Below are 13,582 nucleotides of genomic sequence, written 5' to 3'. Positions count from 1 at the left end.
GGTATGGGCGGGGCAGGTGGCGCCGGCGGAGGCAGCGGCGGCTCGTCCGGCCGCACCCGCAACAGGTTGACCACGTCGCCCGGTGGCACCGTCGGCGGAGTTCCATCGTCGGCTTCCGGCAACACAACAGGCACACGCGGCGGATCCGGCATCGGTCGGCCGAGCGGGCAGAACTCGGCGACCGACCGCTCCCGACGGCCTCGACCGCGCCCCGGAAATCCGTACACGGACGACGACCAGTTGAACGAGCCACGCTCTCGTGTGGTCCCGCCTGTCATCGACTGACCCTCATCCAGCCACCCTCCGAGAAGGGACACCCACTCCGCATGAGCGGTCGCCTCATCCATGCCCAACGGGCGCCGCTGCTGCTCGCGCTGCTCATGGTCGTCCTGCTCGGCGCGGTTTGGACCGCTCCGCCGGCTCGGGCCGATTCGGTTCGGGCCGCACAGTGGTATCTGGACTCATGGAAGATCGAAGAAGCGTGGAAGGTGTCCACCGGCAAGGGCATCACGGTGGCTGTCGTCGACAGTGGCGTCGATGCCAGCCATCCCGATCTGGTCGGTCAGGTACTGCCTGGGCTCAATGCCTCCGACGACAAGGAGGGCCACGGCACAGGCATGGCCAGCCTCATCGCAGGCCAAGGCCGAAATGGCAATGGTCAAGGTGCGTACGGCATTGCACCCGGGGCCAAGATCCTTCCGTTCAGCTCGGACCTTGCCGGTATGTATCAGGACACGGGCAAGATCATCGACGGGATCCGGCTCGCGGCGGACTCTCCGGCGCGGATCATCAATCTCTCGGTCGGTTCCAGCAGGCCGTCACCCCAGTTGGCCGCCGCCGTGGAATACGCCCAGAGCAAGGGAAAGCTGCTGGTTGCCGCCGGTGGCAACACCACCGAAACACCTGGGCCCGGGCCGATCTATCCGGCGGCCTATCCGGGAGTCCTCGGGGTAGGGGGTCTTGACCGCCAGGGCGCTCCGTCCTCCAACGCCATCGCCGGTTCGTGGATTTCCATCTCCGGTCCCGGCACGGACGTTCCTGCGGCCTGCACCAAGACAACCCATTACTGCATCGGCACGGGATCCAGTAATGCGGCAGCCCTCACCTCCGGCGTCGCCGCCCTCGTGTGGTCCGCGCATCCGGACTGGACCGCGAACCAGGTCATCAAGCGCCTGATCGACACCGCAAACCGCCCCACAGGCGGCGCCGAAGTCCCGTCCGACTCCTTCGGCTGGGGCTCCGTCAGCCCCCGCCAAGCACTCAACTCGACCGATCCCCCCGGCCCCGCCGAAGTCAACCCCCTGATCGGCAAGCGTGGCCTGATGCCCTCCACCGCACCGCAGACCGGCAGCGCCCCGAATACCGCAACACCCCAACCCGCCACCCCCGCCGCCGCGGCCCCACCCGTCGACAAGGCCACCGGCAGCACGTCGGACGACGACAACAGCACCAACCTCGTCCCCATCGCCGCCGGCGGAGCAGGCGTGGCCGTCCTCGTCGCAGTCGGGGCAGCCCTGATCATCCGCAACCGCCGCCGAGCCCGCGCCGAGGAGGAAGCTGCGGCCCGCGCCTACGCCGCACCCAATCCGCAATGGAGCGGCGGACCCCAACCACCGCCCTACGGCAACGGTGGTTGGCCTCCCTACCAGAACTGACCATGTCCATCGAGCGCCGCACACGCGCAGCGGTCTCCACGGCAAACGTGAGCGGCCGCGGCCCACACGGGATGTGTGGGCCGCGGCCGCTCACCTCGAGTCCGCACCGCAAGGGCCTTTCGTCCGCCCCGAACACGCGTCACGAGGGCGCTCCCACCGGCTCGGGTATCCCCCGGCGGCGGCCCGCGTGTCGAGTGACGGGATCAGCGCGAGCCCAGCACCGAGGCCAGCTCCCCAGCGGAGCTGCCGGGAGTCAGGAAGCTGATGTACGACTCGTCCGAGAAGGTCACCTTGCACTCGCGGCGCAGGTTGTCCGTCCACATCGCCTTCGCGTCGCGGACGACGTGCCGAGGACACTCCCACAGGACCGGGGCCGGCACGGGAGCGGTCTCCCCCGCGACGGTGACCAGAATGCGCTGGTCGGTGACCACCAGCAGGGCACTGCTGCGATCGACCTTCGGGTCCAGACGCAACTCCGCCGGCATGCCGCCCGCGATGCTTCCCGAAGGCAGGCTGTGTTGCTTGCGATGGCTCAGCCGTTCGAGCACCACCAGGCCGACGATCGTGATCACGACCAGGATCAAGGTCAGGACACCCAACAGCCCGTACAGCACCGCGAGTCCGCTACGCGTTCCGTACGTTCGCCGGACCTCCTTGGCTTCGGCCCGGATCGTGCCCTGGGTTCCCTCGGAACCGTCCTCACCACCGGACACGGTGACCCGCGCCACCCGCACGGCGCGTTCCCCCGGGCGGAGCAGTGGGTCCACCACGGCTCGCATCGCCGTTTCGTCAGCCACGGACAGCATCTCCTCGCGCCTCGGGTCTACTTCGGGCTTGCGCCCGAACACGTCAGGATTTCGACGGGTACGTGGGCCCGTAGTCGGGCTCCCACGCCGGAGCCGCCGGCAACACGTCGGGATCCGATCCGTCGGGTTCCGTGAAGCTGACGCTGCGCATGATCCCCGCCATCAACTCGGAGCATTCCGGCCACGACTCCTGTGCTGTCGACGTCATGTCGAAGACGGCGAGCCACGGTTCGTTCGGGACCGGGATCAGGACCTGGATGTGGCCCATGAACATGTCGAGCGTGTCCGGCCGACCCGGCTCCGGTTCGGGGACCGGCAGTCGCAGGTCACCGATGGCGACGGCCGCCACGGCCTCGCCGCACGGCAGGGTCATCGCGCGTACGTCCGCGTCCGGCTTCTCCCGCTCGACGGTCGTCAGCAGGCCGGGAATCGCCACCTCGGGTGGAGCCGGGGTGACCTGGGTGAAGGTCAGCGCGAAGCTGATCACGTCGACCTCGTCGCCGGTGTCCCGCGGTACCGCGAGGATCGCGGCGATCATGGCGCCCTGCTCGTCGAGCACTTCCGACATGGCGCCCCAGAAGGCCATGGCCTTGACGAGACTTTCGGCTTCTTCATACGACGTGATGCTCTCGACATCGCCCATCACGAGTTCCCCGACGCGATCCGCACGCACTTCGAGGTCGTCGTCCAACGGGATCTGGGTGAAAGCGTCGGGAAGCTTGAACCAAACGGGGGGAGCTATCGGGGCTTCGGTTTCTGCGGCAGTCATGATCCGAAGCCCTTACTTTCCACCGTGGACGGCATTGTAGAACGCGTTCCCGACGAGTCCGGCGCCCAGGCCGCCCGGCCCGCCGAGCAGACCGGCGCCGCCGACGAAAGCGGCCTGCTGACCATTCTGCGGAAGCCAGTACTCCTTGATGTGCGGGATCTTCATCGAGATCTTCATGCCTTCGAGGGTGGCCAATCCGGTCTTGCTCAGCTGAGCGACGTCGCCCACCACGTTCTTCATCTTGCCGCCGAGGCGCATGAAGTTGCCGGTGAGTTTGCCACCGGTCTCGCCCATCAGGATCTTGCCGAAGATGTTGCCCTGCTTGGCTCCGAGTTGCAGGGCCTTGGCTCCGCCCTTGATCGCACCGACGCCGGGCAGCACGCCGAGGGTGTCACCGAGCAGTCGGGGACCCCATTCCTTCCAACTGCCACCGCCGCCTGCGGCCAATGTCGCGGCGTGACCCACCAGCGCCACTCCGCTGAAGCCGGCGCCGATGCCGAGCAGCGCGCCGCCCAGCGGTGCCGCGATGCCGGTGGCCGCCAAGGCGATGCCGACGATCTGCAGGCCGGCGCCGATATCGCCGATGACGTCGCAGACCCGGTTGATGACGTCGGCGTTGTCCTTGATCCACTGGCCGATGTTCTTGGCCAGGTTCTTCATCTTCTCGCCGAGATTGGCGACCGCGCCCTTGATCTTGTCCCACATCCCCGGCTTGTTCGGGGCGCCGGAGGCCGCGTCGCGGATGATCCTGGCGATCTCCTCGGCGATGCGGTCGTGTTCGTCTCTCAGGCGTTTCGCCTGGTCGATGATCGAGTCGAGCGAACCCTGGGCCTTGTTCAGCGCGTCCTGCGCGCCCTTCAGCTTGGCCTCGGCGTCGTGCAACGCCGCGTCGGTGTCGAAGTGCTTGCCGGCGAGCTGGAAGTCGGGACTGTCCTTGGCGGTAAGAAGGGCCCGTTTGGCAGCCGCCGCCTGGGCCTCGAAGTCCTTGGCCTTCGTCTGGAACGCCCCGAGTTGGCTTTGCCAGGAGTGCAGTTGCGTGGACGCCTTGCTGATCGAGTCGCGACCGTCGGCCAGGTACTTGGGGATCGGGCCGAGGTTGTCCCCGAAACCCTTGGCCGCGTCCCCCTCCCACATGCCGCTCTTGCCGATCGAGGTCATGACCTCTTCGGTCTGCTGCAGCTGAGTGCCGACTCGGGTGAGCGTGTCGACGAGTGTGCCCATGGCCTCGACGTTGCCGGGGGCCGGGTCGAATCCCAGGGCCGGGTAATCCGCATCCGTCGTCATTGCTAGGCCCCGTTCAAGACGTTGGATATGTTGCTGTTCCCCTTGGCGGGGACCGGGCCCGCCCCGTTCGTCATACCGCCCCCGGCCTTCTTCATCGCGTCGGTGATGCTGTCCTCGACGGTCTTGTAGTTGTCCCGGATCGCCCCGAGAACATCCGTGATGCCCGCCGTGTTCTTGTGGATCAACTCGATGCCGTAGGACCACTCGCTCTGGAAATGATCACAGGCGGAATCCAGGGACTTGTGCCCCGTACGACCGGGACCCGTCTCCTTCATGGCGTTCATGGCGGTCTTCATCTCACCCGCACACGAATCAAGCTTCTTGAACAGACCGTCCATCTCACTCAGGACGACCTTGAAGGAACCCGACATGGCTCCTCAACCCCTTTGTTCATGGGTGAGGCACCCGCGGGCGCCTCACTCCCCCGTGTACTCGTGCCCGACGCGGGCTCCTCCTCGTGTCCCCACGATGTGCGGCGCGTCGTCGTTCGCGAAGCTGTGCGCGCACGGAAGCCGGGATCGACCCTCACGTCGTCTCTCATCAGCAGGCATCCCCCGAGATGTCCACTTTTCCCGGTGCTCAGTTCCGGGACGGGATCAGTTGTCCGTGCGTTGCAGCACCATAACGTCCGCCCTTGGGATCGGCACAGTACGCCCCCAACGATTTTCGAGACGTATTGGTTTGCGGGACACTGTAGCCAATTGATGCAACCAAACCGTATTTCTTACGATTCACCCGATTCATCCACCTCACCCGCCTTCGCAGTCCGCCCACACGTCGGCCCGTCGTCGGCGTCCGGTCCACCGAGACCGGGGTCGACTCCCCTGCGGCAGTCGATGATCAGCGGGAGTTGAGCACCTTCACCAACTCACCGGCGGATGTCCGGAAAGGTCGCAGCTTGATTCTCGAACCGTCGGTGAAGCGAATCTTGCACATACCCACATATACCGGGCTTCGTCGAGTAAAGGCTCCGTCTACGCTCTCGATCGGAATCTCCATGAGCACCTTGGCATCACCTGAACCGTCGTCCTTGACGAGCACCAGAACGAGGCGTCGGTCACTGACGAGCAGCACCGTTCCGTAGTGGCAGCTTCGGGGATCGATCCACAATTCGATCGGCATTCGCGTCACGATGCTTCCGACATTCCCTTGCAAGAACCGCCGACTCCACCCCACGTTCAGAATGCCAACGATCGTGGCGCAGACGAGCAGAAATCTAAGGAATTCCAGCGTGGACCAGCCGAAGTCGGCCCACCCACGCAGCCCATATTGCCTGTCGACTTTCTTCTTCGCGTCGGACTCCAACACGGTACCGGCTTCATCCGAAGGGTCGGGCGCTCCTGAGAGATCGATGCTCGAACGACCATCCTCGTATCCGATATAGGTCACGAGACGCATTCGCTCAGCGGGGTGCAGCAGATCCTGGACAATGGTTCGAAGCTTCGCCTCACCTAGCATTTTGTCCCTTTCGACAGGGTCGCGAGTCCGGTCGTGGTCAGTGTTTTCTGTGCGAATTTTGCCGCTACGGACAAAATGTTCCGAACTTCGCACGAGTCCGCCGATCCCGGGCGACTTCGAGAGACTCGAGCCCCCGCGCCGATGCGGCCGGAACCCGGTCTGTCCCGTTCGTCATCCAGCCCGGGTGATGCCCGCCGCATTCTTGTGCATCAACTCGATGTGGTAGGACAACACTCGCCCTGGAAATGATCACAGGCAAAATCATTCCCCGAGATGTCCTATTCTTCGCGATGTTCGGACGCCGCAACAGGATCGGATCCGTACGTGGTGGCACCCTAACCGCCGGTGCGCGATCACATCACTACGGTTGGCCGATGATTTACCTGGCCCGATGTTTTACGAGCGAATCTCGGAATTCGGTTCGATGAATCGGTTCATACCGGAGCGTCGCGCCGGTCGCATCGGTCGGCCTGCTCTCGACACGCTTTCGCGCGTGGGACGACGACCCCGGGGGCTTATGTACCCCTCGTTCCGGCATCGACGGCGTCGACTGCGAGCCCCACACCGCAGGCACGGGAATGCGCCCGTAACGGCCGTGATCAGGCCGTCGCGGCGTCGATGGCACCGGTCCGGGCCACCCACACCCCGGGAAGCGGTCGCGTGTTCGCCACCGGGCCCGGTCGCGCCGACGGGCACGGGGGTCGGCGCGCCCCGTGCCCGTCGAACGTGCCGTCGCCGTCGCGGTCGGGTGACCCGGGCGGCCGATTCCGTCCCGGGCTCCGACCTCGCCGACTCCCCTGATTCGGTGCCGTCAGCTCGCGGTCCCGCGCTTGCGGGCGTCGCGGATGACGACTGCGCCGCAGATGACCATGACGGTGACGCCGAGGGCCAGGAACAGCACGACGGACGCCTTGCGCCGGTCCTTCTCGGCTCGGGTCGGGCCGTAGCTCAGCGGCTCGACGTGGACGACCTCGGTACTGCGGTCGACCACCGGGTCCGGGACCGGCGCCTTGCCCGGCACCGTGCTCGTGTTGAGCGCGCGCAGCGGGTCGACCACGCCCCAGCCGACACCGGGCAGGCTTCCCGGCGCGGCGCGCTGTGCCGTCTGCTCGATCAGCGTGACGACCTGGGCCGGCGTGTAGGACGGGTGCTGCGCACGGATCAGCGCGACCACGCCCGCGACGTACGGCGCGGAGAAGGACGTGCCGTTGCCCAGGCAGTGGCCGCCCTTGGGGACCGTCGACCACATGTCGACGCCCGGGGCCATTACGCCCACGTACGGCTTGTTCTGCGAGAAGGGCGCCCGCTCGTTGTTGCGGTCGGACGCGCCCACCGCCAACACACCCGGGTAACTCGCGGGCCAGGTGTCCCGGTTCTCCTTGTCGCCGGAGTTGCCGGCCGCGGCGACCACGACCACGCCCTTGTCCTCGATCGCGTGCCGAACCGCTTCGCGCAATTCGCCCCCCGGCGCCCGGTCGCCCTCGGTGTCCTGCGAGATGTTGATGACTCCGACGTGGATGTCGGGCAGGTTGACCGCGAAGTTGATCGCGTCGGCGAGGGTGAGTTCGTTGCCCTTGGTCGCCTCGTCGCCGCCGTTCTGCCGGATCGGCAGGATCAAGGCGTCGGGCGCGATGCCCACGAAGCCCGTGTCCAGCTTGGGAGTCAGCCGTTCACCGGGCCGGGCTGCGATGATGCCCGCCGCCATCGTGCCGTGCCCGTTGGTGTCGTCGGTGCCCTGGCCGGCGGGGTTGAAGTAGTCCTTGCCGCCGATGGTGAGGGCCGGACCCAGTTGCGGGTTTTCCTTGTCCACGCCGCTGTCGATCACCGCGACGGTGACCCCCTTGCCCGTGGACTTCTGCCACAGTTCGTCGAGCAACACGCGCTGCAGCGACCAGGGTTTGGCTTCGAGGGGCTTGGACGGGTACTGGCATTCACCGTCCGCGAGTAGACGGGTGTCCGTCGGCGCCGCGGCGTACGCGCCGATCGACAGTGCCGACGCGCCCGAAGGGAGCAGGATTCCCAGGGCCAGAACGGGAGCCACCCATCGCCGCCGGCGAACGGTTCGCATCGGTTCGATCGCCTTCCGGATCAACACCTGACTGCCAATCAATTCCGGGCCGGCGACTGTGCCTCGGCCGCTCCACAGACCGCTCGAAGAGCGATCCGCAAACACGGGAGGAGGCGGACTCGCGCCCGCCTCCTCCCCACCCCGCGATGATCCGGCTGTACCGGTCAGCCCCACATCTTGGCGTTGCTGGCCTCCGTCTGGCGGTACGCGTCGGCCGCGCTCGCGAGACCGGCGGCGATGCCCTCGAGGGCCTGCTTGAGGCCTTCGGCGTTCTGGTCCCACGCCATCTGCTGCGCGTGGTATCCGTCCTTCGCGTCACCGACCCAGGTCTCGGCGACGGGCGCGATCTGACGCTTGAGGTCGGCGAGCATCTGGTCCAGGCGGCTGTTGAGACCGCGAACGTCGGCTGCCGCCTGCTCGAGCGCGGCAAAGGTTACGACTACCTGCGACATACTTTCTCCCCAGTTTTGGATGACCGAACGACTGCCCGGGGCGTTGACCCCGGGCAGCTACGAGACAGGCACGCGACCGGAATTCGGTCAGCCGAGAACAGAGCCGATGTTGCTGCTCTGCTTCTTCATGGCGTTCGCGACTTCCTGCTCGGTCGTGTCGTACGTGTTCGCGTTCTGGCCCATGGCCGCGGAGATGTTGGCGAGTGCCGTGCGGACGCCCTGCGCCTTCTGCACGGCCGCCTCCTGCAGCGGGTCGAACGCCGTCTTCGCGGCGCCCTGCCACTGCCCCTCGATGGCGTCGACCTTGGAGTTCATGTCCCGGATGGCCGCGTCGAGGTCGTTGGAGACCGAGTCGACCTTCTTCGCCAGGTCCGCCAGCATCTGCGGAGTGATCTTGAATGCTTCTGCCATGTTTCACCATCCCCCATGAGACAGACGTGCGCGAGGGAGTTTTGCTCGACACCCTGCTCGGGCGCCCCCGCGCCAACGTCACTGTTGTGACGCCGTGGGAACTCTAACCGCTATCGATGACGCCGCCCAAGCGAAGCCCGACGCATGGTTACGGAACCTTTACGCACTCGATACCGGCTTGGCCTTGCATAAAACCTGGGACTTCACTGGTTCAAAACGGCCGGGCTCTGACTCCAGGGACATCCCCCGGGTGTCCGAACCATGGTGCACCGAACGTCACGCGCTCTGCGGCTTCTTGGCGTCCGCAGGGCTCAACTGTGGCCCACGTGAGACCAATTCGGACCACGCGCGCGGCACCGGCTTCGCCTCGATGCCCTTGTAGCCCAATCGCTGCTTGGCCTCGCTGTCCTGGTTCGGGGCCGCCTGACCGCCCGACTGGGCCGTTTCCGGAATGCTGTAGCGCAGCCCCGAGTCCGCCACCAGATACGTCGGTCCGCCCTCGTTCGGGGTGCCCGTGATCTCCCGGTAGAGCGCGCCCGTGCCCGGCTTGACCCACACGCCGCCCATGCCGTCGACGAGTTGTTCGGGCGTACGGGTGGCGGCCGACTGGTGCGTCACCGGCTTGTTCTCGATCCACACGCCCGTGAAGGTGTTGCACACCACGTTGCGCGGCAGGTCCTGGCCGGTGCCCACGATCCGGTTCATCGCGGTCGGCGGGATCTCCGGCCAGCCGCGGTCCGCGGCGTAGGTGCGGTCCTGCACCACGACGTTGCCCAACTCGCCCATGTTCACCGGGTAGGCCTGCGGCTGCTTGCCCTGATACGGCTCGCTCGCCCTGGGGTGCGAGGTCAGGAGCACCGCGGTGAGTTCGCTGACGGGCATGACGCCCTCCATGGTCACCACGTAGTTCTGCCGCTGCGCGCTGCCCTCCGCCCGCAGCACGATGCCGACCCGGTTGTACGCCGGGGCCAGCTTGAGTTGGGTCGACTTGCCGTAGTCGCTCGGCGTCGGGTGGTCGATCTTGCCACCGTCGACCAGCGTCCCCAGCCATGCGTCGCTGACCCGCTGCGGTATGCCGATGAGGTTGAGCGCGCCGATCACCGACGGCGTGTCGATCTGGAAGCGTTTGCCTTCGTACACGAGGAACTTGCGATTGTCGCTGTCCTGGACGTACAGCGATTCACGCTGCCCGAGTTGGCCTTCCGTGGGGCCGGCGCCGATGAACACGCTGCGCTGGGGCTCGGCGTTCGCGTCGGGCTTGCCGTCCTTGCCGAGCGCGGGGCGCTCGCACACCGTCCACGACTTGGGGGCCTTGACGTCCTTGGCGGTGGGCAGCCGGTCGGGAGCATTCGGAATGCCCAGCGGCGCACCGTGATTCACGCTGTTGAGCTGCTTCTCCGGGACCATGTTGACCTTGAACTTGCCCGGGTCCAGGAGCAGTCGCCCGGAGGCGATGTTGAGCACCGGGTGCAGCTTGCCGTCGAGGTAGACGTAGCGGCTCGCCGAGTCGCGGCCCACGATCAGGCTGCTCTTGTCCTTCCACCCGGGCGGTGTGCCGGGCTTGATCAGGCCGATGACGCCGAACCCGACCAGGACCAGCATCGCGATGACGATGCTCGGCATCACCGTGCGCATCGGCTTCGGTGCGTCCTCCTCACTGCCCCCGCCCGGTGCGGGCTGCAGGAATGCGGCCGTCATGCGACGGCGCGCGAAGATGTACGCCTCAAGTTGCTCGCGGCGCGATGCCATCGTTCTCCCCGTGATCGACCGTGCGCTCCGGCGATACGTTCTATCACCCGCTGTGCCGACAGGGTCGCCGGCGAACCCGTGGCCCCGTACCGTACGGTGTGCCGCACCCGCCGTGACAGCCGGGCGACGGCGTACGGGGAAAAGTCGTGAGCATGGGGGATGTACAAACGTGGCCGCACCCGCGCCGGTAGGGACGCATCGGCAAACCCGCCCGCCCGCACCTGACGGAACGTCACCACCCGCGCCGCACAGCGCGGTTCTTCGCGTTCACCCACGCGCCGGGCGCGTGGGTGGGGTGTTGATCCAGCAGATAGTGCTTGTTCAGCTCGGGGTCCTGCTGGTCGCGATCGGCTTGGCGACCAATCCCGCGGTGCTCGCGGGTCTGGGGCTGGTCGCCCTACTGCTCGTGGTACCGGCGGTGACCCGCCTGCGCGGGCGCTGGCTCGTGCAGTGGCTCCCGATCGTGTTCGACTTCCGGCGCCGGCGCCGGATGCCGGCCGTTCCGGACGACGCGGATCCCGCGCTCGTGCCGGTCCTGGAGTGTGCTCCGCAGTTGGTGACGAGTTCGCTCACCGACCGCGAACGCCGTTCGATCGGGCTCATCGGCGACGGAACGTTTCTCACCGCGGTGCTTTTGGTCACCTCGCGCGACGAGCCGTTGCGGCCCACCCGTGCCCAGCGGCCGCTGCCGTTGGAGACGATCGTGAGCACCCTGGAGGTCGACGACGTGGTGTTGTCGTCGATCCAGGTGATCCAGCACACCCAGCCCGCGCCGGCGACGCACCTGCCGGAAGAGGCGCTCGCCACCCGTTCCTACCGGCAGTTGATGGACCAGGGGCTTCAGGACGTGCCCGCGCTGCGGCTCACGTGGATCGCGCTGCGGCTCGAACCCGAGTTGTGCGCGGGCGCGATCGCGGCCCGCGGCGGCGGCGAGACGGGCGCGCAACTGTCGTTGCTGCGCGCGCTCAACCAGCTCGCCTCGAACCTGACCGGGTCCGGATTCGAGGCTCGCGCGCTGGACGAGGCCGAGGTGGTCCAGGCGCTGTCCACGTCGTGCAGCGTGAACCGTTCGGTGCGCCAGTACGGGCGCGGCGGCCGGCGCACCACCGAGTCCAAGCGTGCCTGGCGCTGCGACGACCGGTGGCACACGACCTATTGGGCGAACCGCTGGCCGCAACTGAACCAGGGCCGCACCTCCGACCTGGTCGGCGCGTTGACCGCGACCCCGGCCATCGCCACCACCTTCGCGCTGACCGCGACGCACGGTGTCGGCGGCACCACCGCGCTGACCACGCACGTGCGCATCGCCGCCCGCTCGGGCAGCGAACTCGCCGACGTGACCCGCCATCTGGAGCGGCGCGCGAAGGCCGAGCGCATCGGCCTGATCCGACTCGACTGGGAACAGCAACCGGCGCTGCTGGCCACCCTGCCGCTCGGCGGCCTGTTGTGACGAGGCGTCACATGTGCACACGTACGGGGAGGATCGACCAGTGAGCACAACCAACACGGGGCGCGGCAGACGCCGGGCGCCGAGCGGACGCGGCAACACCCGCAACCCGGCTCCGCCGCCGCAGACTCGCAACCCGAGCCCCGGCCAGAACCAGAACCAACCCCCACCGCAACCCGCCCCGCCGGCGCCCACCCGCCGCAAGGCGTTCGCCCGGCTCGTCGGGCCGCGGCACGAACGGCACGTACTGACGATGGCGCAGCTCCCGGCACTCGGCCTGCCCGTCGGCGACGACGGTGTCGTGGTCGGTGTCGACGCCGAGCGCAATCCGGCGGTGCTCGGCCTGTTTCGGCCCGAGGCCCTCGACGTCGCGTTCGTCGGCGGCGCGTATGTGGTGCAGATCATCGCGTTGCGGGCCGCCGCGATCGGCGCACGGGTCGCGATCGAGTCGGGCCGACCGCAGTTGTGGTCGGCCATGGCGCAGGCCGCGGGCGGCGCCCAGCCGTGCGTGACGGTGCATCAGGTCGGTCGGCTGGCCCCGCAGGGCCCCACGGCGGGCAGCCCGGTACTGGTCATCCGCGACTGCGGCGCCCGGCCGCCGCGCAACCGGCTCGCACCGGCCGCGTGGCAGACCACGCTGACTCTGCTGCCCTTCCTGGACCCGGCGCAGGCTCGGCAACGGATCGGCGTGGGCGCGAGCCTGGTCGGCATCCAACGGGTCTCCCCGATCGAGGCGCAGGCCGCCGCGTCCGTCCTGGGACTGCCCGGCGAGGACGAGGTCGCGTTGCCGACGTTGAGCGACGAACTGACCCTGTGGGGAACCCGAAAGTCCCGCAAATACGTGATGTTGACCCCCACTCAGGCGGAGGTCGGACTCCTCGGGCCGCCCCGACGGATGGACTGAACAAGGCGTACTCGCGCTATCGCTCAGGGTGAACAAGCCGACGGACCCGCGACGCCCACCGGGACCGCCGGCTACGCTGTGATCCTCGTGTAGGGGGCAGCCTCGACGGAGGTCGGGGTACGGCGGACGGCGGCGCCGTGGTGATCTGATGCCGAGCCGCCTCCGGACGATCGGAAGGACCACACCGTGAGCAGCGAGCAGGACGGCGCACACATCGAGACGGGGGCAGACGAAGAGGAGGAGTGGTCGGGACCCGACTTCACCATGCCCTCGTGGTACACCCACCAGGAAAGCGGGCCGGCCGCACCGGAGTCCGCCTCCGGTCGCGCCCCCGCGCCACCGGGGCCGGGGCCACAGCATGCCCCGGTGCCGGCGCCGCCCGTCTGGGGAACCGAGGACGCGACGCTCGTACCGCCGGCCCGGGTGCCGGACGGACCCGCGCCGCCCGTGCCGCCGGCGGTGGATCCCGGCGCGCGCACCACGGTCGTCCCGGCGGACCAACTGCCGGGCCCGTACGGCAATCACCCCGGGGCACCCGAACCACAGAGTTCGCCCACCCCGCCCGTCCCGCCGACCGCG

The 13,582-nt window shown here is 67.9% G+C and carries 12 protein-coding genes and 1 pseudogene; 4 read left to right on the top strand and 9 right to left on the bottom strand.

Going from position 1 to position 13,582, the window contains the following annotated elements; all coding sequences use genetic code 11:
* Positions 1 to 326: 326 nt before the first annotated feature.
* The gene (locus GT354_RS18295) at positions 327 to 1,655 is read left to right on the top strand and encodes a S8 family serine peptidase (protein WP_161357367.1); all 1,329 of its coding nucleotides are present in this window, start codon (positions 327 to 329) and stop codon (positions 1,653 to 1,655) included.
* A gap of 203 nt (positions 1,656 to 1,858) precedes the next feature.
* Here GT354_RS18295 and GT354_RS18290 read toward each other — a convergent pair whose 3' ends face one another.
* From GT354_RS18290 to eccB, 9 genes are all read right to left on the bottom strand, one after another.
* Positions 1,859 to 2,452 carry a hypothetical protein gene (locus tag GT354_RS18290; protein ID WP_161357366.1) on the bottom strand — a complete coding sequence of 198 codons (594 nt, stop codon included), beginning with the start codon at positions 2,450 to 2,452 and terminating at the stop codon, positions 1,859 to 1,861.
* Positions 2,453 to 2,504: 52 nt separating this feature from the next.
* Positions 2,505 to 3,230: a hypothetical protein gene (locus tag GT354_RS18285; RefSeq protein ID WP_161357365.1), complete on the bottom strand. Its 726-nt coding sequence runs from the start codon at positions 3,228 to 3,230 to the stop codon at positions 2,505 to 2,507.
* 12 nt (positions 3,231 to 3,242) lie between these two features.
* Positions 3,243 to 4,514: a putative T7SS-secreted protein gene (locus GT354_RS18280; RefSeq protein ID WP_161357364.1), complete on the bottom strand. Its 1,272-nt coding sequence runs from the start codon at positions 4,512 to 4,514 to the stop codon at positions 3,243 to 3,245.
* A 2-nt stretch (positions 4,515 to 4,516) separates the two neighbouring features.
* Complete coding sequence (locus GT354_RS18275; protein WP_161357363.1) at positions 4,517 to 4,885, bottom strand: hypothetical protein; 369 nt, start codon at positions 4,883 to 4,885, stop codon at positions 4,517 to 4,519.
* Between the two features lie 469 nt (positions 4,886 to 5,354).
* Entirely contained in the window at positions 5,355 to 5,903 is a 549-nt protein-coding gene (locus tag GT354_RS18270; RefSeq protein WP_161357362.1) for a hypothetical protein, read from the bottom strand.
* A gap of 880 nt (positions 5,904 to 6,783) precedes the next feature.
* The gene (gene mycP / locus GT354_RS18265) at positions 6,784 to 8,040 is read right to left on the bottom strand and encodes a type VII secretion-associated serine protease mycosin (RefSeq protein ID WP_161357361.1); all 1,257 of its coding nucleotides are present in this window, start codon (positions 8,038 to 8,040) and stop codon (positions 6,784 to 6,786) included.
* A 164-nt stretch (positions 8,041 to 8,204) separates the two neighbouring features.
* Positions 8,205 to 8,492, bottom strand: a complete 288-nt coding sequence (locus GT354_RS18260) for a WXG100 family type VII secretion target (protein WP_161357360.1) — start codon at positions 8,490 to 8,492, stop codon at positions 8,205 to 8,207.
* Positions 8,493 to 8,579: 87 nt separating this feature from the next.
* Entirely contained in the window at positions 8,580 to 8,903 is a 324-nt protein-coding gene (locus GT354_RS18255) for a WXG100 family type VII secretion target (RefSeq protein ID WP_161357359.1), read from the bottom strand.
* A 276-nt stretch (positions 8,904 to 9,179) separates the two neighbouring features.
* Positions 9,180 to 10,652 carry a type VII secretion protein EccB gene (gene eccB / locus GT354_RS18250; RefSeq protein WP_161357358.1) on the bottom strand — a complete coding sequence of 491 codons (1,473 nt, stop codon included), beginning with the start codon at positions 10,650 to 10,652 and terminating at the stop codon, positions 9,180 to 9,182.
* Between the two features lie 295 nt (positions 10,653 to 10,947).
* Here eccB and eccE point away from each other — a divergent pair, with 295 nt between their 5' ends.
* The 3 genes and pseudogenes from eccE to GT354_RS18235 form a co-directional block, all read left to right on the top strand.
* Positions 10,948 to 12,102 carry a type VII secretion protein EccE gene (eccE, locus tag GT354_RS18245; protein WP_161357357.1) on the top strand — a complete coding sequence of 385 codons (1,155 nt, stop codon included), beginning with the start codon at positions 10,948 to 10,950 and terminating at the stop codon, positions 12,100 to 12,102.
* A gap of 40 nt (positions 12,103 to 12,142) precedes the next feature.
* Positions 12,143 to 13,003, top strand: coding sequence for a hypothetical protein (locus GT354_RS18240; RefSeq protein ID WP_161357356.1), 861 nt, complete (start codon positions 12,143 to 12,145; stop codon positions 13,001 to 13,003).
* 186 nt (positions 13,004 to 13,189) lie between these two features.
* A pseudogene (locus GT354_RS18235) lies at positions 13,190 to 13,582 on the top strand (hypothetical protein); the annotation flags it as partial.

This window comes from Streptomyces sp. SID3343 (assembly GCF_009865215.1).
Taxonomy (GTDB): Bacteria; Actinomycetota; Actinomycetes; order Streptomycetales; family Streptomycetaceae; genus Embleya.
This window is presented reverse-complemented; position numbering and strand designations above follow the sequence as displayed.

Coding starts and splice junctions, on each gene's coding strand:
- GT354_RS18295 (WP_161357367.1), top strand. CDS start 327: ATGAGCGGTCGCCTCATCCATGCCCAACGGGCGCCGCTGCTGCTCGCG.
- GT354_RS18285 (WP_161357365.1), bottom strand. CDS start 3,230: ATGACTGCCGCAGAAACCGAAGCCCCGATAGCTCCCCCCGTTTGGTTC.
- GT354_RS18280 (WP_161357364.1), bottom strand. CDS start 4,514: ATGACGACGGATGCGGATTACCCGGCCCTGGGATTCGACCCGGCCCCC.
- GT354_RS18275 (WP_161357363.1), bottom strand. CDS start 4,885: ATGTCGGGTTCCTTCAAGGTCGTCCTGAGTGAGATGGACGGTCTGTTC.
- mycP (WP_161357361.1), bottom strand. CDS start 8,040: ATGCGAACCGTTCGCCGGCGGCGATGGGTGGCTCCCGTTCTGGCCCTG.
- GT354_RS18260 (WP_161357360.1), bottom strand. CDS start 8,492: ATGTCGCAGGTAGTCGTAACCTTTGCCGCGCTCGAGCAGGCGGCAGCC.
- GT354_RS18255 (WP_161357359.1), bottom strand. CDS start 8,903: ATGGCAGAAGCATTCAAGATCACTCCGCAGATGCTGGCGGACCTGGCG.
- eccB (WP_161357358.1), bottom strand. CDS start 10,652: ATGGCATCGCGCCGCGAGCAACTTGAGGCGTACATCTTCGCGCGCCGT.